Source organism: Stieleria marina, assembly GCA_007741555.1.
Classification (GTDB): Bacteria; Planctomycetota; Planctomycetia; order Pirellulales; family Pirellulaceae; genus K23-9.
The window spans coordinates 2,010,345-2,032,092 of the sequence record CP036526.1 but is presented as its reverse complement, the minus strand read 5'-3'; the positions used below and the strand labels follow the sequence as shown (position 1 = coordinate 2,032,092).

General features: G+C 54.3%; 11 protein-coding genes. 7 read left to right on the top strand and 4 right to left on the bottom strand.

Annotated elements, in window-relative coordinates; genetic code table 11:
* Positions 1–105 precede the first annotated feature (105 nt).
* The gene (locus K239x_RS07150; protein ID WP_145417094.1) at positions 106–1,122 is read left to right on the top strand and encodes a kinase/pyrophosphorylase; all 1,017 of its coding nucleotides are present in this window, start codon (positions 106–108) and stop codon (positions 1,120–1,122) included.
* Between the two features lie 6 nt (positions 1,123–1,128).
* Here the strand turns inward: K239x_RS07150 and K239x_RS07145 are convergent, their stop codons facing one another.
* Entirely contained in the window at positions 1,129–3,096 is a 1,968-nt protein-coding gene (locus K239x_RS07145; protein WP_145417093.1) for a protein kinase domain-containing protein, read from the bottom strand.
* A gap of 520 nt (positions 3,097–3,616) precedes the next feature.
* Between K239x_RS07145 and K239x_RS07140 the strand changes: the two genes are divergently transcribed.
* A complete protein-coding gene (locus tag K239x_RS07140; RefSeq protein ID WP_145417092.1) occupies positions 3,617–5,713 on the top strand; it encodes a PAS domain-containing sensor histidine kinase in 2,097 nt (698 codons plus the stop codon).
* Here K239x_RS07140 and pyk read toward each other — a convergent pair.
* Positions 5,710–7,185 carry a pyruvate kinase gene (gene pyk / locus K239x_RS07135; protein WP_145417091.1) on the bottom strand — a complete coding sequence of 492 codons (1,476 nt, stop codon included), beginning with the start codon at positions 7,183–7,185 and terminating at the stop codon, positions 5,710–5,712. The two genes, K239x_RS07140 and pyk, sit on opposite strands and share 4 nt — an antisense overlap.
* A gap of 578 nt (positions 7,186–7,763) precedes the next feature.
* On the opposite strand from pyk, the gene K239x_RS07130 reads away from it, so the two are divergent.
* Positions 7,764–7,943: a hypothetical protein gene (locus K239x_RS07130; protein ID WP_145417090.1), complete on the top strand. Its 180-nt coding sequence runs from the start codon at positions 7,764–7,766 to the stop codon at positions 7,941–7,943.
* Between the two features lie 53 nt (positions 7,944–7,996).
* On the opposite strand, the gene K239x_RS07125 is transcribed toward K239x_RS07130, so the two are convergent.
* Positions 7,997–10,447: an efflux RND transporter permease subunit gene (locus K239x_RS07125; protein WP_145417089.1), complete on the bottom strand. Its 2,451-nt coding sequence runs from the start codon at positions 10,445–10,447 to the stop codon at positions 7,997–7,999.
* 395 nt (positions 10,448–10,842) lie between these two features.
* Between K239x_RS07125 and K239x_RS07120 the strand changes: the two genes are divergently transcribed.
* Positions 10,843–11,619, top strand: coding sequence for a thioesterase II family protein (locus K239x_RS07120; RefSeq protein WP_145417088.1), 777 nt, complete (start codon positions 10,843–10,845; stop codon positions 11,617–11,619).
* 10 nt (positions 11,620–11,629) lie between these two features.
* Here the strand turns inward: K239x_RS07120 and K239x_RS07115 are convergent, their stop codons facing one another.
* A complete protein-coding gene (locus K239x_RS07115; RefSeq protein ID WP_419189771.1) occupies positions 11,630–15,286 on the bottom strand; it encodes a mechanosensitive ion channel domain-containing protein in 3,657 nt (1,218 codons plus the stop codon).
* Positions 15,287–15,749: 463 nt separating this feature from the next.
* Here K239x_RS07115 and K239x_RS07110 point away from each other — a divergent pair, with 463 nt between their 5' ends.
* The 3 genes from K239x_RS07110 to K239x_RS07100 all read left to right on the top strand — a co-directional run bounded on the left by K239x_RS07110 (position 15,750) and on the right by K239x_RS07100 (position 21,739).
* Complete coding sequence (locus K239x_RS07110) at positions 15,750–17,285, top strand: circularly permuted type 2 ATP-grasp protein (protein WP_145417086.1); 1,536 nt, start codon at positions 15,750–15,752, stop codon at positions 17,283–17,285.
* Positions 17,286–17,381: 96 nt separating this feature from the next.
* Entirely contained in the window at positions 17,382–18,332 is a 951-nt protein-coding gene (locus K239x_RS07105; protein WP_145417085.1) for an alpha-E domain-containing protein, read from the top strand.
* Positions 18,329–21,739: a transglutaminase family protein gene (locus K239x_RS07100; protein ID WP_145417084.1), complete on the top strand. Its 3,411-nt coding sequence runs from the start codon at positions 18,329–18,331 to the stop codon at positions 21,737–21,739. The genes K239x_RS07105 and K239x_RS07100 overlap by 4 nt, the downstream gene beginning before the upstream one ends.
* Positions 21,740–21,748: the final 9 nt, after the last annotated feature.

Genomic DNA, 21,748 nt, shown 5'->3' with positions numbered 1-21,748 from the left:
CAAAGTGTGCTTGGCAGCGCGTAGTCGCCGGCAACGAGCAAAAGCACCGCAGCCTACTGCGACCAGCCACGATGACCGGTTGAAAATTTCACGACGAGCAAGCAGATGGCCAAAGGTAACGCGGTGAGATCCAAGACAGCAACAAAGAAAGCCGCTGCGAAGACAATGACAAAAGCCAGCAAACCGCCAACGAAAAAGAAGACAACTGCAAAAAAGAAGGCGGCACGAAAAGCAACGACGTTGACTCGAAAGAAGCCAGCGACCAAACGTTCCAACAAAGCGCGTTCGCGGAAAGCCACTTCAGCGAAGCAGTTTCATGTCATCACCGATGGAACGGGCGGACTTCCGCGACACTTTCTGAAGGCGATTCTGACTCAGTTTCCTGACTTACACAGCCAACCGATGTATCACGTTTTCTGTGACACACCGGAAAAGATCCTGAAGCTCTTCAAAAAAACCATCCCGAAGAACGCATTTGTAGTTCACTCTCTCGCCTGTGAACAAACCAAAGCGACTCTCCAAGAGCAAGCCGACGCACGTGGGATCGACAGCTATGACATGACCGGTGGTGCGGTCGCGTTTGTTTCGCAGCAAGTTCAGCAGCAGCCCATCGAAGACCTTGATTCGGTGCACACTCAAAACGCTGCTTACTTTGATCGAATCGACGCTTGGGAATTCACCATGCAGCATGACGATAGCCGGCGGCTTGATTCGATCAACAAAGCGGACATCGTTTTGCTGGGCATCAGCCGAGTCAGCAAAACTCCCACCGCGGCCTTCTTGGGGTGGCTTGGACATCGCGTTGCCAACGTGTCGTTTGCGCCCGAACAGGGTGTGCCTGCTGAAATCAAAGCTTGTCGTAGCCGAGTGGTCGCGTTGACGATGGCGCCCAAAAACCTTTCTGAAATTCGCAACCGACGTCTGCGAGTAAATGGATTCGCGGACAAAATCCTGAAGAAGCCCGACGCCAATTTTCGCTACGCAGCTGTTCGCGATACGATCCGCGAAGTGATGGCAGCCGAACAAATCTACAAACGTCTGAGAGTTCCCATCGTTGATGTGACAGACGCGACGGTAGAAGAAACGGCAGCAAGAGTGTTGCAAAGATTGGAACTCGAATAAGCGTGCTCACACAACACGCTTGCTGACACCCACCGCGACATTGGCCTCGAAACGGCTGCGAGTGACAAAGATAATCCGTTCCAGTTCATGCACGTCCAACGCGTTCTTTCTGGTGTAGGCGTTCGCGCCCGCGGCCTCACAGGCCAGACCGGTCGAAGTATCACCAAAGCCTGACAGCACCACCAACGGGCTAGTTGAATCGACTTGTCTGACTGCGTGCACGGTTTCGATTCCCATGCTGTCCGGCAATTGCAGGTCCAGCAAAATCAGATCAAATGCAATCGGTCCTGTCAGCAATTCGGTCGCCTCTGCCAACGTGCTCGCTTCGTGAACCACCACGGAATGATTCATCTCGCCAAGCATCCGGGTCGTCAGCACCACGTCGTCGGCGTTGTCTTCGATCAAAAGCACCTGAACGCTGGGCGAATTATGCGAATCGGAATCATCCGACAGCGACAAAATCGCTGCGATGACATCGTCCCAAGCCTGAAAGCGATCAGCTGGATCGTAGGCTGTCATCCGTTCCAAAATTTTCATCGCACGCGGTGGAATCAGGCCGTCTTTGATCGGAATAAAATTCCGATCAACTAAGAGTGCCGTCAACTGTTCCTTCAGGTTGCTACCGGACAAATGCGAGTGGCCAGCGAGTAGGTAGTACCAAGTCGCACCGAGCCCGAAGATGTCGGAACGAACGTCCGCCGAAGCAAGTGACTTGGCTTGTTCAGGCGCCATAAATTCCAGCGTCCCTACAACGGCTGCATCGCGAGTGATGCAATTGGACAGCGAATCTCGATCAGCTGTTTTGAAGACCGCCAGACCAAGGTCCGTCAGCTTCAAGACATTGTCGCGATGCTGGATTAGATTGCCCGGTTTGACGTCACGGTGTGTCAGCCCACGTTCGTCGGCATGCGAAAGGGCACGCGCGGCTTGCAACATCCAATTCAACGAAGTCACATAGGGAACAGGCCCTTCATCGCGGACGTGCGCATGCAAGTCGGTCCCCGAGAGCAGTTCCATCACGATGTAGGGCACGCCACAGTGCTCGTCGACTTCATAGGCGACCACGATATTGGGGTGAGCCAACTTCTGAACCAGTGACATTTCGCGACGAAAACGCGAGTCGAGCTTTCGCGATTTCAAGATCTTCAATGCGACTAACTGATCGCTCTCGTTGTGACTGGCAACATAGACGCGGCCGCCACCACCCTGATTCAACAATTTTTCGATCGTGTATTGTCCCACCTGACTGCCTGGTGGCAAAAGATCGGCCACATCGCTTTCGCGTTTGAAAACGGCTCGCTTCAAGGAATCGTCGATCAACTGCAACTGATCTTGATCGAAGTCCCCTGCAACGCCGATCGTCTGAACCAGCTCTTCGACCTCGGTCGCTTCCAAACTGAATCGAGAGTGTTGAATCTTGTCCACGTTGCCCGCGTGCAAACCAATACTCGAGTGCATGTCCGTCGCGTCGAGCATCTCGATATCGTCGGCCAATTCAAACGTCATCTGCGAATCATTTGCAGATTCGCTCTGTTGTCCCACATCTTGCGCTGCGACCGACAGCGGCGAGACATCCGCGACAGGGAAACGAATTTGACCAGCCTCGTGGGCTTCTTTTTGCAATCGCATGATCGCCTGCATCATCAGCACCAAACAGGCTGCGACCCAAGCCACCGACGGCCCCGAAAAAACCTGAGTCCAGGTGGGCCCTGTCTCGCCGGCCATGCCCCACGCATCGCTGATAGCTCCGGTGAAAACGAAACCGGTCGCAACAATCGTCGCCAAAAGCGCTAGCGACCAGCACACCCAGAATCGTCGTTTGCCTGAGTACGCCATCAAGGACAACGTCCCCATCAAAAGAATCGCAACCTCGATTCGCATGGTTGCGATGACCGCGACAGCCAAGCCGTAACAAAGCAGCAACGAAGCGAGCTCAAGAAGTGAATCTTCTTTGGCTTCAATCGACTTGTGCATAAAATTGTCTACTTCCGAATAGCAATTCGATCCACCAAATGATCATTCAATCAGTTGGGATACCAAACGCCCCGCATCGCAGAGGGACAAACATCCATACGTTACGCACTGCTTTCCACAGGGGAGTGACTTCCTGGAACAACCGCTTCCAGGGAGAGCGGCCCCCATTATTGTGGTTTACCACCCCGCTGCAAGTCTTTCCTTACACTACGTACCAAACGTTCACTGCCACGAGTTCCTATAAACCGCGTCACCGACATATCCTATGGGCTGCGTACCACGGCACAAAAATCACGAGTTCCTTTTCCGCAACTCAGACGCCGCAAGTGTCCACAAACCAGACGCAAGATTGCGGGACGTGATTGCGATATTCTTAAACAAGAGAAAAGCGGACACGGACTGATTGCCGATCGATAACGAAGTGTTCCTTCACACGACAAGCATCCGCTGGGCAACAGCGCCTCGTATTTTCCTCACCGAACAACGGTGATTTGCTCACAGGTTTTACTGGGCCTTTCTGATGTCCGATTCAAATTCTCAATCGATCGAATCACTCAAGCTTCAACTTCGCAGGTTACGCGAACACTGTGACCGCACCGAAGCAATCCTTGCCACACATGTCACGATTTCGTCCGACGCGATCGTGAACTTACGTGACGGGCAACTTATCGCCGAATTCAATGCCCAGGCCGAGGATCTGTTTGGTTGGAAACGAGAGCAAGTGATAGGCGAACCGATCGTCGACCTCATCATCCACGAACAAGACCGCGACGTGCTGTTACGCCAAATCAATCGCGTTTCGGGACGCATGCCTTTTGCCGAAAAAATCGCCCTCGGTCCACCACAAGATTCGACGCACTATTCGACGACGATGTCGACAACCATCATCGACCGCCAAGGTCAATTGCTCCCAATGCAGGTCACCCTGATCGGCAACGAAGACGACTCCAGCGGCAAATGCAGCATGGTCTTTCATGCGACAACCATTCACGACGATGTGCTAACGGCACTACTGGGGCCCGACAGTCAAACCCAGTCTTTGTTGCAATTCACGACCGAAGGAATCTACGGGGTCGACCAGGCAGGCCTCTGTACATTTGCCAATAAAGCCGCGACCAATCTGCTTGGCTACCAGAGTTCGACGTTGCTTGTGGGCAAACCCATCCACGATCTGATCCACCAAACTCAAAAAGACGGTACAAAATGGACGATTGAGAATTGCCGGATTCGTCAAGCGTCCGAAAAAGGCGAAGGTTCTTTTGTCGATGATGAAATCTTCTGGAAACAAGACGGGACTTCGATTCCCGTGGAATACCGCTCGATTCCGGTTCGTCGCGACGGGCAGTGGGTTGGCTCTGTCGTCACATTCACCGATACCACGGACCGTCGACAGCAAAAACAAAAGGAGATGCAGGTTCATCGCGATTTGGAACACCAAGTCAACGCAAGTAAGAACGAACTGGCGAATGCCAAAGAACGTTTCGATTTAGCAGTGACGCGTGCCAACGTTGGGCTCTGGGATTGGAATGCCAAAACCGACGAAGTCTATTATTCACCCACCTACAAATCGCAGTTGGGATTTCCCGAAGACGTCGATTGTCACGACTTTGAATTTTGGCGTTCCAGCTTGCACCCCGAAGACATCGAAGGAGCTTTGCGGCGAGTCGACGAGTATTTTCAACGCAAGGTCACCGACTACCGGTCAACATTTCGCATGCGATGTGCGGACGGCAGCTACCGATGGTTTCTAGCGCAAGGCAACGCGGATTTTGACGCCGACGGCAAGCCGAAGCGGATGATAGGCGTTCATGTTGACATTACAGATCAGGTCAACAGTGAACGGGAGATGGCCCGATTAAACGAAGCATTGTCGACGACAAACGAAGCCCTCCGCGAAAGCAACTTCGAGCTTCAACAATTTGCTTCCGTCGCATCGCATGACTTACAAGCACCGCTGCGAGCCATCACCGGATTTGCTCAGTTCTTGCTTGACGATTACGGCGGCAAACTTGATGACAACGCCGACGACTACCTCAATCGCATTGTCCGCAATTCAAAACGGATGCAGCGATTGATCGACGATCTACTGACGTTTTCGCGGGTCGAGTCCCGATCAGCTCCTCACGAAAAGGTTGACCTCAACGAATCACTTGAAGATGCCCTACAACTTCTCAAAGCCGATCTCGAAACGGCCGATGCGATCGTGACCTTTGACAAACTGCCCACCGTCGACGGCGACAAAGCACTGCTTACTCAGCTATTCCAAAACTTGATCGCCAACGGAATCAAGTATCACGACCAAGGATCACCCCGCGTTGAGATCTCAGCCGAATCGTCACAGGATGACTCGGGCGAGAGACCCGAACAACAATGGACGATTCGCGTCAAAGACAACGGCATCGGAATCGATCCCAAACACCAAGAACGCATTTTCGAGATTTTTCGTCGCCTGCACACGCAAAGCACTTACACCGGATCAGGCATCGGTTTGGCATTGTGCCGCCGCATTGCCACGCGGCATGGAGGATCGATCGGTGTTGAATCGCAGCCGGGCCAGGGCAGCACGTTTTACTTTTCGATCCCGCGTGCCCCCGTTTTGCCGCAAGACATGACCTAGCCAACTTCTTTGGGCTGAACCTGTCGCAGTTGCAGCGAGTCGATGATCTTGTCATTTGCCAGCGCGTTGGTAATCACTACCAACCAGTCTTCATCGTGAACCCAGCCGCCTTCTTTAAGACAGGCCAAGGCTTTGCCGATCGTCAACTCGGGATCCTCCGAAAAGTCCAACAAAAAGGGCTCAACTCCCCACGGCAACAAGCAATGCCGAAAGATGTCTTCTTGATCGGTAAACGCAAAGATAGGAACACCGCGCGGCCGAAGCGCTGCTAAGACGTACGCCAAAAAACCGCTGCGAGTGAAGACGATGATTCCCGATTGTTTCAAATCCTGTGCTAGTACTGCCGCAGAGCGAAGCATCTTGGCTTTGGGTTCGCGCAGCACAATCTGATCGTTCAGCGCCGCACTGACACTGGGTTCGATGCTGCAGATGATGTTCTTCAGCACCTCGACGGACTCGATTGGATAGGCTCCCGTCGTTGTTTCGCCCGATAGCATGACCGCATCGGCTTGTTCGCGAACCGCATTGCATACGTCTGAAATCTCTGCTCGCGTAGGCATCGGCGAAACGATCATCGATTCCAACAGATGCGTCGCAATGATGACTGGCTTGCCTTCGCGTTGGCAGGCAACCACCAATTCAGATTGAATCAACGGCAATCGGTGATAATCGATTTCGATTCCCAAGTCGCCACGTGCAACCATGATCGCGTCACTCTCGCGAACGATCTCTTGCATATTCGCGACGCCAGTATGCTCTTCGATCTTGGCAATAATTTTTGCCGTGGACCCCAGCTCTGTCAGCAGCTCTTGAAGCTGCAGCACGTCGGAACCGTGACGCACGAATGACAACGCCACAAAATCGATCCCCGCCGCGACACCATCCTTCAGGTCTGCCACATCCTTTTCGGTAAGAGCGGGAAGACTGACTTCGACTCCTGGCAAATTGATATGTCGCCGCGACCCCATCATCCCGTCGGTCAAGACTTCGCAAAGAACTCCATTTTCGTCGATCGATAAGACCTTCATTCGCAACAGGCCGCTGTCGACCAATACGATGGCATCAATTTCAATATCGCGTCCCAGCGCAGGGTAATTGACCGTCACCGAATAGACCAGTTTCCCCTCGGCAGTCGGAGACGGCAGGGCAGTCGCCGACGGATCCGTCATCAAAAATACGCGGTCACCAGTTTTGAGTTCGATCGGCGTGTCGACCACACCGGTGCGAATTTCAGGACCCTTGATGTCCATCATCACCGCAACATGTCGCGACACTTCGGCTGACACTTGGCGTATCCGCGCGACGACTTCCCGAGCCCATTGCCCCGTGCCATGCGCCATATTGAGCCGCACGACATCGACGCCCGACAGGATCAGTTCACGAAGCTGCAAAGCGGACTCCGTAGCGGGGCCAATCGTCGCAATGATTTTGGTGTGCCGGTGAGCTCCGGCGTTGCTTTTTTCTTGAGTCAACTTCTTTTGAACTCTCGGTGTTGCAGTTGGCTAAATAGGTAGAATGTGGCTGTTGAGTGGAGCGACTTGCAAAATGTGACCGTGCCCGGTGAGCTAGCCGTCAGACGCGGACGTTTCGATTCGTTGCTAACACGCGCGCTCGCATCCTGACGACGCAATTGTCGTTCCACGCGATATCAGCTGGCGTTGATGCGAAAAATGCCGCCAACGCCGACCATTCGTCTTCCTTCGGTTTGTAACATTTGCCAAATAATTGATCGACTTGCTCAAAACCTGAGCAAGTCGATCCCAGTTCGCTTGCGATGCAAATTCGCCTGGCCGCTGAGAATGTTCGATAAACGATCCAAAAACTGAAGCAGCCGGTTTTCCCGAACGAAAGCCGGCTTCAACCGTCTGTGCAAGCATTCCGAGCCGTCTCACGCAGGCTAGCGAAACTGTTTCCGGTCGAATCCGAAGCATTCTTACGAGGTTGATTGGACGGAACTGCCTTGACGTGCCGAATACCGTTGGACTATTGGAACGCCGATTGCATACGTCACCTCAATCTCACCCCGAAGTGAATTACTCGAGAGCGAATCATGTTTTCAAAACCCCAACTGTTCATTCAGACCGTCCACGGACTTAGCTTCCCCGTCTACAGTCCAGCCAACAGTCATTCTGACAACTCAGGCGGATCTAACTTTGATCAGCCAAGCAATCAGTTGACGAGCGAATCGTACCAGCGTAAAGACGGGTCTCAGGATTCTGGCACGAAATAGGTGGTTCTCGCCATCAAGGGTCGGTTCTGGAACCGCATGTCTCGCTAGCGTGGCTACCCGCTAGCATTTGTGCCGGTGAAATAGTCCCCCAATCGGGTCGACATGATAGCTGGCAACAGAGTGGAAACACCGATCCACGCTAACAGCAATAGCCCCATCATGAAGAACGCAAATCGCTGCGTCGGTAGGAACGGCGATAGTCCATAGACGAGTAGCGAGAGGCTACAAACGATGGTGGTCTGAAGCATTGCCCATCCACAGTGACGTAGCGCCAGGACCGCAGCTGCTATGCGGCTTTGCTCCGTTGCCCGTACACGCCGGTACTGGGCCAACAGGTGAATCGAATCGTCCACGGCAATTCCTAGTGCGACAGATGCCGTCATCACGGACCCAATGTCCAGCGGCCATCGCAGCCACCCCATGGCACCGAACAGAATCAGCGTCGGCATAAAATTGGGAAGCATCGCAAAGAGTCCGCCTCGGATGCTGCGAAGGTAGATCGACATCAAAATCGCGATCACACCAAAGGCTGCCAAAAAGCTGGTGAACAAATCTTTTAGCAACAGCTGCTGCGAACCATCGATGATCACAACGTGGCCGGTCATCTTGATTTTGACATCCGATTCCTGCTTTGGCGATTCATCTGCAGCAACCAGGAGGGCTTCTCGAGCGGTTTGTTCGATCAATTCAATCGAGTCACCGAAATCGTATTCGTGAGTTTGAAACAACCGTAGCGATATTCGCCAAGTCTGCTCATCCTTCGCACGGTCGACGTAGGCTAGCTGGTGGATCACCGAGTTCTCATCAGCGACTTGGGCACGGATTACCGAACGCGAAATCGTTCCCGAAACGCTGCGAGATTTCGACGGAATGGGCAAAAAACTAGCGGCAGACAAACCGCCTCCCACCGCAGGCAGATCGACAACCGCAGCATGCACACGCATCACTTGACGCAGTTGCTTGATCGCGGCGTCGCCTTTTCTTACGCTCGGATCTCGATTAGCTCGGTCCTCGCGGAGCGGATCGTCAAACGACAAAAGCAACTCCGCGGTCATTGTTGCACCAACGTTGCTCTCATACCAAACGTAGCTCTGCCGCAGTTCGCTCTCCGGATGGAACATTTTGGGAACGCTGACGGACGTGGTCAGCCGACCAAAGCCAACGACCGCCGAACTGGATAACGCAGCGAAGATCAGCAGGATCCAAAAGGGGCGTAGCCAGAAAGGTGACGCCTTTGAAGCGATCGATTGCGTCATGACAGGCGTATCGGCGGACGGCTGCTTAGTCGAAACTCGCGCCAACAACATCGCGCCGGGCAACATCATGATCATCAACGCCAGTGTCGAAAGCACACCGATCGAACCGATCATGCCAAACATTCGCACGGGCTCCAGGCGAACCAAATACAACGACATCAAACCGACAACCGTCGTGAAGGTCGCTATCAAACAAGGTGGCACGCCGATTCGCATGGCTTGCTGGGCCGCGACGATTCGTGAAACTTGCCGATCACGGGCGAAGTCAAAGTAGTAGTTGCTTAGATGGATACCCGACGAAACCGTCAAGACGAACACGAGCGGCGGCAAGACAATCAAGATCGCATTCATCGGCGTCCCAAAATAGAACACCGTCGCCAGCACCATGCCTTGTCCAACCGTCGCGATGCTCAAAATCGTGAACGTCAACGGAATCGATCGCAAACATAGCCAGCACAATACGGCTGCCAAAACGGACGACGGAATGGTGTATTTTTCGATCGACGCAATCGCTTCGTTGTCGACCGCCGCGCCATTCACGCAGGCTCCTACAAAAACAACCTCTTCCGCTGGGCGCCGCAGCATTTCGGCGATCGCATTTTGCATCAGCGGTAGCAACTGCCGATGGTGAGATCCGGAGGATTCAGCGAACGAAGCCAACACGCAAGTTTTTTGTCCATCGGGTCCGACGAACGTTCCCTTCAACCGGCGCGTTGCCGACCGATCACTCAGGCTTAGCGGTCGTCGCATCATCGAATCGCGTATCTCTGTGCCACTGCGAACCCAGACCAACGGGGTGGCATCATCACACATCGCCCTCGCGTCTTTCCAAAAGGTGCGGATCGCATCGGGTACCGATTCCGAGTCAAATTGGTCCAGCGGCGTCAAGGGTTCGCTGTCATCCAAAGGTTCGGCGACTTCCGTGGACATCCCGCGCAGAAGCATGGCGACGCTCTGAACTTCGTCGTCATCCAGCCTGGCTCCCGGCCACGAGATAAACAGAACATCCGAGTGGCCAAAGCGACGAATATACTCCGCAAAATCTTGCTTCAGAGGCAAACTTGACGGCAGCCATTGATCCGGAATATTTCGTAGCGTCGCAATGGCAGCGGCAGAGTGAACTGACGCAGGTATTGCCAACAAAAGCAAAATGGCGAGCCCAAATTTCCAGCGACGAAGATACCGCCGACGAAGCAGATCAAGTTCGCTGGAGGTAGCGTTGAGCGATGAATCAGAAACAAAGGACACGTGGAAAACTTAAACGCTTGAGCACGGAAATTACAGATGCCGCCCCAGAACGCCGCTGGACTGGCCTAAACACCCCAGGCGACTTCGCCTCTGGTTTGCTGGCACCGCACGAACAAAACGCGTCACGGCGCAGAAGCGTTTTCTCGGTCACTCGCAGCGCATGCGAGCACGAAGACGGTTTCCTCGCTCACGCTTCGGGTTACGATCTGCATCGGCCTGGCAGCGTAAAGCTCTCTCTTTGCGTTGCCCTCATTTGATAACTTCCCCGCAGTCGATCCAGACGGGGGCAAGAGCTTGATCCATCAGAATCTTGTAATACTCGCTGCCAACGAACATCGCGCAAGCGAATTCGGACATTCCCCCTGACCTCGGACACGGTTCCTCCAGACACAGCAATGCCTAGAGCCAACAGCAGCGACTCCAGCACCGGCCAGTCCGTCTGGTTCAGCCAATTGACGGACACAGCGGCCCCCGGAGCGATCGTTTGTTTGCCATACGCCGGCATGGGGAGTGCAGCGTTCAGCGGTTGGCGCAATTCAAAGTTCGATGCAGCGGACATCTTCGCGGCCCAGCTCCCCGGGCGCGACGGGCGACTACATGATCCCCCAATCGACAATGCCGTTGAGTTGGCAGGGCATCTGGCCGATGCCGTTTCCGGTAGCCCATTGGCGGACCGTCCGTTGACACTTCTCGGCTGCAGTTTTGGCGGAGTGGTTGCCTACGAACTTGCATGTCAGCTACGTCTTCGCGGACGAAACATCCAACACTTGGTCGTCGCAGCCTGTCGCCCTCCCAGTGCCCTGAGCGTGACGGATCCAGTCGCATCGCTGCCCGATCAAGACATGATTTCCAAGCTACAGGATTGGTATGACGCGATTCCACCCGAAATTGGTAACAACCCAGACATCCTGGAACTGGTACTCCCCGCGATCCGCGCCGACATGCATGTCTACGAAACCTACGCGTACCGCGATGCCGAACCGCTCGCTTGCCCAATCACCGCCATCGGAGGCTCGGATGATCGCATGGTGTCGATCAATGATCTCCATGGGTGGCAAAAAGAGACCTCTGCCAAGTTCAGTTGTCGGCAGTTCGCAGGCAATCACTTCTTTGTGAACAACCAATTCGCAACCGTGCTTCGTTACCTCCAACGACAAATCGGTCCTCGCTGACAAAGACCACTTAATCTTTCGCGACGTCTGGCTTTGCAACGCTGGCGGCATGTTCGACAATCTGTTTCAACATTGGTTCGGGGACCGTGCGAAGATGCAGATCGCGTTGTGGGAACGAGATTTCAATTTTTGCTTCGGCAAAGAGATCGTTGACCGCGGTATGCAAATCGTGCGATACATGAAAACGCTTTTCGTACGACTTGATGTAAACGCGTAGTTTGTAGTTCAAACTGTTGTCACCGAACTGTTCAAACGATGCGATTGGCGGCGGTTCCGAAAGCACTTCGGTGTGGTCATTGGCAGCCTTCAACAACAGGTCGCGAGCCAAATTGGTGTTGGCTCCGTAGGCAATGCCGACCTCTAAGGTCAGCCGAGCAATTTCGTCACTGCGAGTCCAGTTTAGAAGCTTGCCGGTGATAAATTCTTTGTTGGGGACGATGTAATCTTTGCGATCCCAGCTTGTGATGGTTGTCGCTCGGATGCGAATCCGCGATACAACGCCGGTCACGCCATCGATCTCGACAACATCGCCGACTCGGATCGGTTGTTCAAACAGAATGATGATGCCAGCGATAAAATTGGCAAACATTTCTTGCAATCCAAACGCCAATCCAAACGTCAGCGCCGTTGCCATCCATTGGATTTGATTCCATCGCAAACCGATTCCATAGCAGCAGACAATCAGCCCCAGCATGGCGATCAAGTAGGTTGTCAGGGATGTGATCGCGTAGCGCGTCGATCGATCGAATGGAAGGCGCCTGAGGACGGCAAAGTCCAACAAACCAGGCAGGTCACGAATCGCTACGATCATCAGCCCAAACGACAGCAGTGAAAAACCAACATCGGCGATCGTAATTTTCTCGGGCACATCGCGCGTCCTTGTAATCGACCCTCCATCGTCGGTGGGCACGATTTCGGAAATTGTTTTGGTCGATTCCCAAAGCGGCCATCGATCGAACAGCCCGAGTGCGGGAACCACATCTTTCCACACAACCCACAGCCAGGCCAACCCGAAAACGATCATCGCGGTTTGCAGAATCTGTCGTGTCTGTTGAACTTGGCTACTCAAGTCGATGCTGTTTTCGTCCAGCAATTCAGGTGGTGCGTCCGAATTGGCAGCAGATTCTGCTGCGGCAGCACGGCGTTGACGCAGTTCATCAATTTTGAGCTGTCGACGGCGCAACATCGCCCAGCGCAGGACTAGTAGCGACACCACAGACAGAATCGACAACGCCACGGTACTGCGATACAGACGCCAGCCCAACTGTTGGCTAGTGAAGTAGTAGCCGACCAACGCCAAGATCGCCAACGCAACTGGCAAACCGATCAACAACGGATACCAAACAAAAACCAGTCGCGCAGCCCACCCCGTTGGTCGCGAACGAATGAACTGCGAAAACACGCCGTGCTGCGGATTAAACAGCCTCGCCACGATCAATGCCAAAGCAATCATCGCCGCAATGAAGAAACATCTGGTCAATGTGTCGCGTCCAAAAGCCAAGCCGCTTGTATCAAGAAAACTAGCAGCGGTTAGCAGGGGAATCACGATGAACAGGATCAAACGCATGTTTCGTCGCACGATTGCGACCTTGTTGCTGGGCAGCGCAAAGTGACTTTCGGCCAGCCCTTTGGGACGGCAAATTTGACGCAAGATTTCCGCCGGAAAGTAACCCAGTGCAAACGCGAACGCGGCTCGCGAGAGCGCGTTCATGCCCGTAATGCCGCCCGCAACCGCGTGGAGCCGCCAGCTGAGAAACGCAAAAATCAAAAACAACGGAGCCGCCGTCAGGACGGTCAGCAGAATGGTTTTCATCGTGGGGCCAAATCGGGTGTAGCCCGCTTGGCTGACCTGATGCCCCAAATCAGCGATTTCTTTTCGCAGCGACACTCGCAATCGCAACAGCGCGATCAGCGCCACGACCGACGCAAGCCACAAAAAGAATCGACGTTTGACTTCGTCAAACAATCGCTGCCAAGCACCATCCCAGGCCGCCGAATGCAAGAACCACCCTTCGTCCGAAGATGGCATCAGCTGCGATGCTTCAGGTTCGCGATTCTGAAACCACTGCGACAGTTGCGACGTAAGTGGTTTGGTGCTTCGCACCCACAAAACGCGTTCGTCGACATACAGACGAATGCTCTCGACCGTTTTTAAAATCTGTTGCTCAACCGTTGAAAGCGAGACTAGAGCGTTGAAGTAATTGGTCTGCGTCCGAATCGCGGGATCCAAAAAATCGGCGCGTTGCTGCTGCAATAGTTCTTTCGCTTCACCGCTAAGGTCTGCCCGTTGCTGCAGACTCATGGGAGGATTGGCGGTGGCAAAGATCTGATCGACCATGAGCTCCAAGCGTTTGTTACGCAAATCCGTCAACTCAAAAAGTTCATACTGAGTGTCATTGATCAGCGTCTGTCGCTCTGCTGCTCGCAAATGAAACTCGCCAGCGCTAGGCAACCCCTGTTTCAAATTACGCAACATCGCCCCGACCGCATCGGTTAGTCCGACCGTATCGACACGGGTTTCGGCTTGCTTGAGCGACGACTCCAACTGTTCCAATTTGAGCGTGCGTTCTTCCAGCAAAAGTCGGACGGCTTCGATGTCTTTGGCAAGCGTCTGGCTATCTTTGGCCAGCTTTTTATTCTTTTCGCCAATCGGCTGAAGCGCCGGATGCAATGTCGCAAGTTGTTCATTGGCGGACTCGACTCGTTTGGCGGCTTCGACGGCACGTTTCTTTTCGACCGCGGTTTTGATTAGATCGTTCTGAGCCTGCAGGTTCTCTGATTGACGGACTGCCACATCACGTCGCAGTTGGGGCATGTTGGCCGCGACTTCGGCAGCCAGCAACGCTGCTTCGGCATTGAGTGCTGCAATTCGTGCGGTGACCAGTTTGACTGCGACCTGGGTTTCGGCCCGCTTGGCTTGGGCCAGCAGGGAAGCAGCTTTTTCGGCATCGCTTGCTTCGTCTTTGACCGTCAAGGTGGTCAATTTTTCTTGGAGCGCCGGCAGCTCCGTTTCGATCTCGCGGTGCCGACCGGTAGCACGTGCCATGGCAGTTTCGGCATCGGAGGCGGCTTTTTTTGCAATCACCAATTCCGCGTCGGCGTTGGCCAACTGAACTTCCAAATTTGGCAGCGTCTGATCCTCTGGCAACGCAGGTTTGAATTTCGTCAGTTCGCTTAGTTTTTCCGTTAGCTTTTTTGCTCGCTGTGGGACGATCGACAATGTATCGGTCCGCTCGTCGACGAGTTTTTGCTGCGTCTGTATTTCTGCCAACTGCGACTCGCCTTGCGCGATCGTCGCTAGAGTCGCCGCCTTGTCCTCGTCGCTCAGCTGCGATTGTTCGACCCGACTAGCCAGAGTCTTAAAAACGGCCCCGGTGTCTGCCGGTGCAGCGACCACCGGCTTATCGTCTTCACCAGACGTCGCCGCTTCGGCCTTTGGCTTGGCATCCAATTTGGATTCCGTAGATTCGTCGCTTTCCCGCTGCGGCGAATTCAGGAAAGGCGCCAGCACTTGCCCGTTGGCTGGGTTGGAACCAAGGGGCAAAGCGGAAAAGAAAACCAATAGGGCGGCAATTGCCAGGCGAGAATCAGCCGCAAGCTCGCTCGCCCCCGGCACACCGACGCAACGAAACGGACTGACACGCCGAAACTCCGTGAGATTCGGCACCGTTATCTGGGCTGACATCTGCCGCAAAAGCGACCGAACTCGAAGAAATCGACGGCAGGCAGGTGCGCGGCAGAGCAATTTCATAGCAATCAATTTTGCGTATCGCAGACGCGGTAGAAGAAAAAAACGACAAGCCACGGCCCAAGGATGACAGTTTGCTGACCTTCATGGCTCGTTGCAGTGCGTACCTTCGGCGTTAATTCAGATCAGAGACGTTGCATTGACCAAGATCTCCAATCCGTGTCGTATTGTAGGGCTGGAAGTCTGTTCCCCGTTAGGCCACCGCTTGCGGATATCAGCGTTCCAACAAAGAAAGACTGTGAAACCAACCACTCGTATTCATCGCCAAACAGGTAATATAAGGCGACCCCGACTGGCGGACGGGCATTTTAAAAGACACCGAGTCGTTTTCGTGCAGCCCATGCACTGAAGTCGACGGACGCACCTAAAAGCGAAAGCTGCCATGTCCTTTCAATCGCAATCGAGTGCCCCGATATCGCAGTCAGCCACGGTTGATGCGATGGGAAATCCGCTACCGGCTTTGTCCGGATATGATTCCGGAAACTTCTTTGATGAACTCGTATCGTCGGACAATGTTGCTCGCGTCGATGCGTCGATGCTGGTCCACCTGATCAACCAGATGGGAGTGGCCGAACTGGGGCGGCGACAGACGGCGATTGAGCGCGCTTTGTACCGAATGGGCATTACCTTTACGGTTTACGGAGACAATCAAGGCACCGAAAAAATCATGCCTTTCGATGTCGTGCCACGAATCGTGTCGGCCAATCTTTGGCAGCGCATCGATGCCGGACTTCAACAGCGTATCCGAGCGCTCAATCGTTTTTTGGACGATATCTATAACGAACGAAACATCATCCGCGATGGCGTGATCCCCGCGGATCTGATCGACTCGGCCACTGCATATCTGCCGCAGTGCAAAGGGCTTAAGCCGCCCAATGGCGTCTGGTGCCACATCACTGGCACGGACTTGGTGCGTGACAATTCCGGCAATGTATTTGTTTTAGAAGACAACCTGCGTTGTCCTTCGGGCGTGTCATACGTGCTGCAAAATCGCCACGTCATGAAACGCAACTTCCCTGAAGTGTTCGGTGCGTCACGGGTTCGCCCGGTAGCGGACTACCCGGCGCGGTTGTACTCGATGCTCAAAGCAGTGGCTCCCAGCGGCATCACGGACCCGATGGTTGCACTGCTGACACCAGGAGTATTCAACAGCGCATACTACGAACACTCGTTTTTGGCTCAGCAAATGGGCATCGAGCTCGTCGAAGGCCGCGACCTGACCGTTGAAAACGAGAAGGTCTACATGCGGACCACGGCGGGTTTGCAACAAGTCCATGTGATCTACCGCCGCGTCGACGATACTTTCATCGACCCCGAAGTGTTCAACCCAGATTCGTTGCTGGGCGTCGCCGGTTTGATGAAAGCGTACCAAGCCGGCAATGTGACATTGGCGAACGCTCCGGGAACCGGGGTCGCGGACGACAAAGTCATTTACGCGTTTGTTCCCAATATGATCAAGTACTATTTGGGCGAAGAAATGATTTTGCCTAACGTTTCGACTTACCTTTGCTCGCGTGACGAAGACCGAGAGTACGTCTTGAATCACTTGGACGAATTGGTGGTCAAAGCAGCCGCGGAATCGGGCGGGTACGGAATTTTGATCGGCCCGCATGCAAGCGAAAAGGAACGTGGCGAATTTGCGGACAACATCCGCAAAAATCCTCGCAATTGGATCGCCCAGCCAACCTTGCAGCTCTCGCGTGTACCAACGATCGTCGATGGACAAATGGAGGGCCGCCACGTTGACCTGCGCCCTTACATCCTTTGCAGCAGCCCGGACGATGTTTGGGTTTTGCCCGGCGGTTTGACACGCGTGGCCCTGCGAAAAGGTTCGCTGGTCGTCAATTCATCACAAGGCGGCGGCAGCAAAGATACCTGGGTGGCTGCCGATGATGGCCAACCCACCGCCTCGACTTAAGATCACCTCGACCTAAGACAATGGGGCCGAGATCCATCTTTGGTCACTCATGGCTTCTGGCCCTCCACCATTCGCTTTTTAAACAAAGGCAATTCGATGCTATCCCGCGTCGCTGAATCAATCTATTGGATGTCCCGACAAGTCGAACGGGCTGAAAACCACGCTCGTTTTCTGGAAGTCACGCTGCACATGATCTTGGATCAACCTGAAAACATGGTTGATCCTTGGGAGCCATTGGTGCGCGTTACCGGTGACAACGAATGGTACGAAGAACACTACGCGACCATCGATGCCCATTCGGTCGTGACGTTTTTGGCGTTTGACCTGAACTACCACAGTTCCATGTTGACTTGTTTGCGTGCCGCTCGTGAAAACGCCAAGTCGGTGCGTGAATCGCTCTCAACCGAAGTCTTTGAAGAACTGAATGACTTTTATCACTTTGTCAACGATTCGACCGCAGCACAGTTAACCGACCCGACAGCTGAGTTCTTTGATCAAGTCCGCAAACATGCGCTGATGTGGACCGGAATCATCGACAGCACAATGACGCACGATCTGCGCTGGCATTTTCTCAATGTGGGGCGTTTACTGGAACGCGCCGACAAGACGTCGCGAATCTTGGACGTCAAGTATTTCAACCTTCTGCCACGACTAGAAGACGTCGGAACCGTCGTGGACGAATTGCAGTGGTCCGAATTATTGGCCGCCATCAGTGGTTTTGAAGCGTATCGCCGTGAACATCAAGTCATCAGCGTCAAAAAGGTCATCGAGTTCTTTTTGTTTCATCCCGAATTCCCGCGATCCATTCGATCCTGCGTCGCTGGGGCCGACTGGTCGCTTCGCCAGATCGAGAAGACATCTTGCACACACACGCTTCGCGATGCCCCCAAACAGGTTGCGGCGCTTCGACACCGATTGGCACACACCAGCGTCAAAGAAGTCATTGCAGGCGGCATGCATGAATTCATTGACATGATTCAAGTCGAGTTAAATGCCGCTAGTGCATCGCTCCATCAAGATTACTTCAACTCACCAGTTAACGCATGACGATCCGCGTCGCACTTCGGCACCACACAAGCTATCACTACGATCGCTTCATTTCGCTCGGCCCGCAATTGGTGCGTTTAAAGCCCGCCTACCACGGCCGCACCGAAATCACGGCCTACGATTTTCGTATCGAACCGGAAGAGCACTTTCTGAACTGGCAACAAGATCCGTTTGCCAATCCAGTCGCTCGACTTGTGTTCCCCAAACCAACGGATCGGTTCGTCGTCAAAGTTGACTTGATCGCCGAGATGACGGTGATCAATCCGTTCGACTTTTTCGTCGACGATACCGCTAGCTTCTGGCCGTTCGACTACGACCACGATTTGAAAGTGCAGCTTGCGCCGTACTTGGAAGCCGAGCCGATCACGCCACTTTTGCAGCAATGGGTCAAAACGCTGCCAACCAAAAGTGAAAAGGTCATTGACTTTCTGGTCGACGTCAATCGAGCCGCTCAGGCCCAAGTCGACTACACCGTCCGCATGGAACCGGGCGTGCAAACCCCGGAGGAAACGCTCAAGATCGGCAGTGGTTCCTGTCGCGATTCAGCATGGCTATTGGTTCAAGCATTTCGCCACTTAGGCATGGCTTCGCGATTCGTTTCGGGATACTTGATCCAGCTAGCCCCTGACCAAAAACCGGTCGATGGCCCCGAAGGCCCTACCGATGACTTCTGTGACTTGCATGCTTGGACGGAAGTGTATTTGCCCGGCGCCGGCTGGGTCGGACTGGACCCAACCAGCGGATTGATGGCTGGCGAAGGACACATTCCGTTGGCCTGCACGCCTTCGTACTCCGGTGCAGCCCCGATCACCGGCGGACACGAAGCCTGTGAAGTGACGTTTGGACATGAGATGTCCGTCACGCGAGTTCAAAGCGAGACTCGCGTCAGCAAACCGTACAGCGACGCCCAATGGGCCGAAGTCATGCGGGTCGGTGCCGACGTCGACAAACGCTTGGTCGACAGCGATGTCCGTCTCACGATGGGCGGCGAACCGACGTTCATCGCAATCGACAATGCCGACGATCCGCAATGGAACACCGACGCGGTGGGCGAAGACAAACGTGTCCGTAGCAACATGCTGCTGATGCGACTGCGAGAGAAATATGGTTTTGGTGCGATGCTGCACTACGGCCAGGGTAAATGGTACCCCGGCGAATCGTTGCCACGCTGGGCGCTGACTTGTCTGTGGCGCCGTGATGGCGAACCGGTTTGGCAGAACCCCGCTTTGATCGCCGATGAAGGCGTCGACTACGGGCACGACCATACCGACGCCAAACGATTTACCAAGCACTTGGCCGAAGAACTGGGTGTAAACGTCAAATGCAGTTTCCCGGTTTACGAAGACACGTTTCACTACCTTTGGCGTGAACAACGACTGCCGGTCGATACCGAACCAACCAAGGCAGAGCTGGAAGATCCCAATGAACGTGAGATGATGGTTCGCACGTTCACTCGCGGACTTGGAAAACCCGTAGGCTACGTGATGCCGCTTCGCCGCGCGTGGTGGCAAGCCAAGGCTCCTTGGGAAAGCAGCCGCTGGCCCGTGCGGAGTCAGAAGCTGTTTTTGGTTCCAGGCAATTCGCCCATCGGATTGCGATTGCCGCTAGACACATTGCCTGGCAAGGCAATCAACACGACGGCAAACAGTTCGTACATCGATCCGTTTGCAACACGTGAACCGCTGTCGCAGGCCAGGACGATTCTGCAAGACCGGTACAGCGACGACATCCTCACCGACGAAGAAAAATTGGTGAACGATCCGCTCCGCAAGCAGCTTCAAAAGGAAGCGGAAGAACACGCCAAAGAACTGAAAAAGATTCTTCACGAAAATGATGCGAACGATGAAGACGATGACTTTGGCGATCCCGGCGAAGCCATCACGGGCGAAGTGATCCCAACGGCTCTCTGCGTCGAAGCTCGCTATGGACGGCTCTACATTTTCTTGCCGCCGACCCAGCGCATCGAAGACTACCTGGATCTAATCACTGCGATCGAACAAACCTGCAGCGACCTGAACTTGCCAGTTATCCTGGAAGGCTATTTGCCACCCACCGATGATCGACTGGAATACTTCAAAATCACGCCCGACCCGGGCGTCATCGAAGTCAACGTGCAGCCGTCGGGATCGTGGGACCAACTGGTCGATTTGGTCGAAACGATGTACGACGAAGCCCGGCACTGTCGATTGGGAGCGGACAAGTTTGACTTGGACGGACTTCACACCGGCACCGGCGGCGGTGCGCACATAGTCATGGGCGGCAGCACCCCGGCGGACAGTCCGTTTGTACGTCGACCGGATCTGCTCGGCAGTATGATTCGCTTTTGGCACAACCACCCCGCGATGTCGTATTTGTTCAGCGGCAAATTCATCGGCCCAACCAGCCAAGCGCCGCGGATGGACGAAGCTCGCCCGGACGCCGTCAACGAAATGGACATCGCGTTGGCCCAGTTGGACAAACTGACGCCCGCCGAACCACCGTGGATGGTGGATCGATTGTTCCGCGATCTGCTGGTCGACTTGACGGGCAATACTCACCGCGCCGAAATCTGCATCGACAAGCTTTATTCCCCCGATTCACCCACCGGACGACTGGGGCTGCTGGAACTACGCGCGTTTGAAATGCCTCCGCACGCTCAGATGAATTTGGTTCAACAGTTGCTGATTCGATCGATCGTAGCTGCCTTTTGGGATTCGCCTTTGCACACACCGCTGACGCGGTGGGGCACGGGTATCTACGACCGATACTTGTTACCGCACTTTGTCTGGAACGACATGGTCAACCTGATCGGTGAGTTAAATGATCGCGGGATCGCGATGGACGCCGAGTGGTTTGTACCTCAGTTCAATTTCCGTTTCGCCAAGATTGGCGAAATGACACGTGACGGAGTGAATCTGGAACTTCGATCGGCCATTGAACCGTGGTTTCTGATGGGCGAAGAACCCGCCGGAGGCGGTACGGCACGCTATGTCGATGCGTCGATGGAACGGCTGCAAGTGACCGTCGACGGATTTGATCCCAATCGGCACGCCATTCTTTGCCAGGGGCATCAAGTTCCCATGCATGAAACGGACATCGCCGGCCGATTCATCGCTGGCGTCAAATACCGTGCTTGGCAGCCTCCGCGGTGCCTGCACCCAACGATTGCGGTCGATACGCCGCTCCAATTTGATATTGTTGACCGCAATCGACGTCATAGCGTCGGTGGCTGTCGATATCATGTGTCGCACCCAGCTGGTTTGACATACGATAAGCTTCCGATCAACGCTAGCGAAGCAGAAACGCGGCGTGCGACCCGTTTCACAGCTGGCACGGTGACCGGCGGCGTTGTCGATGTGCCACCTTTGCCACCGACGATCAGCCCAAATGAATACCCTGTCACTTTTGATTTGCGAAAAGTAACTTAGGGCGAGCCG

Excerpts from the sequence above, each read along its gene's own strand:
- K239x_RS07150 (WP_145417094.1), top strand. The coding sequence starts at position 106 with ATGGCCAAAGGTAACGCGGTGAGATCCAAGACAGCAACAAAGAAAGCC.
- K239x_RS07145 (WP_145417093.1), bottom strand. The coding sequence starts at position 3,096 with ATGCACAAGTCGATTGAAGCCAAAGAAGATTCACTTCTTGAGCTCGCT.
- K239x_RS07140 (WP_145417092.1), top strand. The coding sequence starts at position 3,617 with ATGTCCGATTCAAATTCTCAATCGATCGAATCACTCAAGCTTCAACTT.
- K239x_RS07105 (WP_145417085.1), top strand. The coding sequence starts at position 17,382 with ATGCTATCCCGCGTCGCTGAATCAATCTATTGGATGTCCCGACAAGTC.
- K239x_RS07130 (WP_145417090.1), top strand. The coding sequence starts at position 7,764 with ATGTTTTCAAAACCCCAACTGTTCATTCAGACCGTCCACGGACTTAGC.
- K239x_RS07120 (WP_145417088.1), top strand. The coding sequence starts at position 10,843 with ATGCCTAGAGCCAACAGCAGCGACTCCAGCACCGGCCAGTCCGTCTGG.
- K239x_RS07100 (WP_145417084.1), top strand. The coding sequence starts at position 18,329 with ATGACGATCCGCGTCGCACTTCGGCACCACACAAGCTATCACTACGAT.
- K239x_RS07110 (WP_145417086.1), top strand. The coding sequence starts at position 15,750 with ATGTCCTTTCAATCGCAATCGAGTGCCCCGATATCGCAGTCAGCCACG.